General features: G+C 43.8%; 3 protein-coding genes and 1 pseudogene. All 4 read left to right on the top strand.

Annotation, left to right across the window (positions count from 1 at the left end):
• A partial coding sequence (locus tag VIP81_RS15660; RefSeq protein ID WP_331962566.1) for a putative porin occupies positions 1-413 on the top strand: 413 nt, incomplete at its 5' end.
• A gap of 119 nt (positions 414-532) precedes the next feature.
• Positions 533-922, top strand: a complete 390-nt coding sequence (locus VIP81_RS15655; protein WP_331962563.1) for an HYC_CC_PP family protein — start codon at positions 533-535, stop codon at positions 920-922.
• A gap of 84 nt (positions 923-1,006) precedes the next feature.
• Positions 1,007-1,552, top strand: a complete 546-nt coding sequence (locus VIP81_RS15650; RefSeq protein ID WP_331962559.1) for a heavy-metal-associated domain-containing protein — start codon at positions 1,007-1,009, stop codon at positions 1,550-1,552.
• A 19-nt stretch (positions 1,553-1,571) separates the two neighbouring features.
• Positions 1,572-2,038: pseudogene (locus tag VIP81_RS15645) on the top strand (hypothetical protein); the annotation flags it as partial.

Genomic DNA, 2,038 nt, shown 5'->3' with positions numbered 1-2,038 from the left:
AGTTCACGATCGCGCCGTTTGCCTGGTATGTAGACCTTGCCTTCCAGCAATTACATGGCAACGGACCTTTGAATGTACCCACCATCTGGACCCGCAACCGATTTACTTTCGAGAAAAAATTATATACTAACCTGAACCTGATCACCGGCTTTGAAGTGCGTTATAATACAGGCTATTATGCAGATGATTATTCTCCGCTGACAGGGCAGTTTATCTATCAGCAAACACAGAAAATCAGCAATCCTTTACCGGATATCGCTGCATTTGCCAACTTCCGTATTAAATCCTTCTCCGCATATGTGCGTGCAGAAAATCTGAATACGTTTATTGCCAACAATAATTACGCAGCACCTTTGTATCCTTACAACAACTTCGCTTTCAGACTGGGGTTGAGATGGTGGTTCATTAACTAGGCGAAAAGCGTAAAGCATAAAGCAAAAAGCTATTATGAAGAAGATCATTGCTTATATCTTCTTCATAATAGCTTTTTGCTTTATGCTTTCGGCTTTTTTAGGTACATTTGTGCTTCGTCATGAAACGATTTTTTGCCATATTATTTGCTGTCTTGTACACCACGCTTACCAGCGGGGTGGCAGTAAACGTGCATTATTGCATGGGCAAACTGGCAAGCATTGAATGGCAGGACGCTACGGCGGATATGTGCCAGTTATGCAAAAAGCCGGTTAAAGGCATGGATTGTTGTAAAGATGAATTCAAGTTCTGTAAAGTCACTGAATCACACCAAGCGGCCAAAGCCCTGCAGCCCGATTTTAGCGTGTCCGTAGATATGCAGTTGCCGGTAAGAATATTAGCCACCACCGCATTGCCGGTATCAAAAATCCTGGCTGGCGACTATCATCATGATCCGCCAGACCTCACCACTACTCCCATTTTTCTTCAAAACTGCACTTTCCTGATCTGATTCGGCTGTTTTTGTAATGCCCGCATGTAGCGGAACAACAAAGCGATAGCTGTAATTTCTTCATTTATTTAATGTCATCAGATCATGAAAACGATATCTGTTATATTGCTCGCACTGGGCTTAACTTTTGGGGCCAATGCACAATTCAAAAAAGCCAGTGTACAGGCTACCGGCCTTACCTGCGCCATGTGTTCAAAAGCTACTTATGAGGCGTTGGAATCACTGCCTTTTGTAGATAAAATAGACACCGACCTCGATAATACCACCTTTGTACTCACCTTCAAAACCGGTGTACCGGTGAATATTGATGCCATTAAAGCAAAAGTGGAAGATGCCGGTTTTTCGATCGGTAAACTGGTGATGACCGCTAATTTCGATGCGGTAAATGTGCAGAACGATGCACACGTTTCTTTTGCCGGCAGCACCCTGCACTTTATGGATGTAAAAAATCAGGTGTTAAGCGGTGATAAAAACATTACCGTGATCGACAAAGATTTTGTTTCTAGCAAACAGTTTAAAAAATTCAGTACCGAAACAAGTATGCCCTGCTATAAAACAGGCATGATGGGCGATTGCTGTAAAACCAATACCGGCGCAATAACCGGCAGGATTTATCACGTGACCATTTAATTTAATACTTGTTTGGTATATGAAGAAATTTATAATGATAGCAGTGGCGATCATTGCCGGTACCGGCATTGCAGCAGCCCAGGAGTTATACGTGAATACAGAACCGGCGAGCAACATGCCCGCTAATTCGCTCGGCATAAGGCTCACCAATAAGTTCTTTAATATGGAGCATTCCGGTGATGTAGGAATGCGCTTTGAACCTGAAGTAATGTGGGGCGTTAATAAAAGATTGATGCTACACGTGTTGGGATATGCGTCTAATATGATGCAGTCTTCCATCCGGGCAGAGGGAGGCAGCGTTTACGCGAAGTACCGCTTTTTATCGTTGGATCAGCAGCATGCGCATTTCAGGATGGCTGCTTATGTAAAAGGTTCTGTGATCGATAATCCGTATTATCCCGTAATGCCTGATGGCACACATTCCACGCGCCCTTATGACAATAAGGAGCTGGATCTGGAGGGTGCTACTTCCGGTGTTAATGGCGG

Origin of the sequence: Chitinophaga sp., assembly GCF_036566945.1 — a bacterium.
In the GTDB taxonomy this organism is placed as follows: domain Bacteria; phylum Bacteroidota; class Bacteroidia; order Chitinophagales; family Chitinophagaceae; genus Chitinophaga.
Note: the sequence above shows the minus strand (reverse complement) of the source record. Positions and strands in the feature narration are given on the sequence as shown.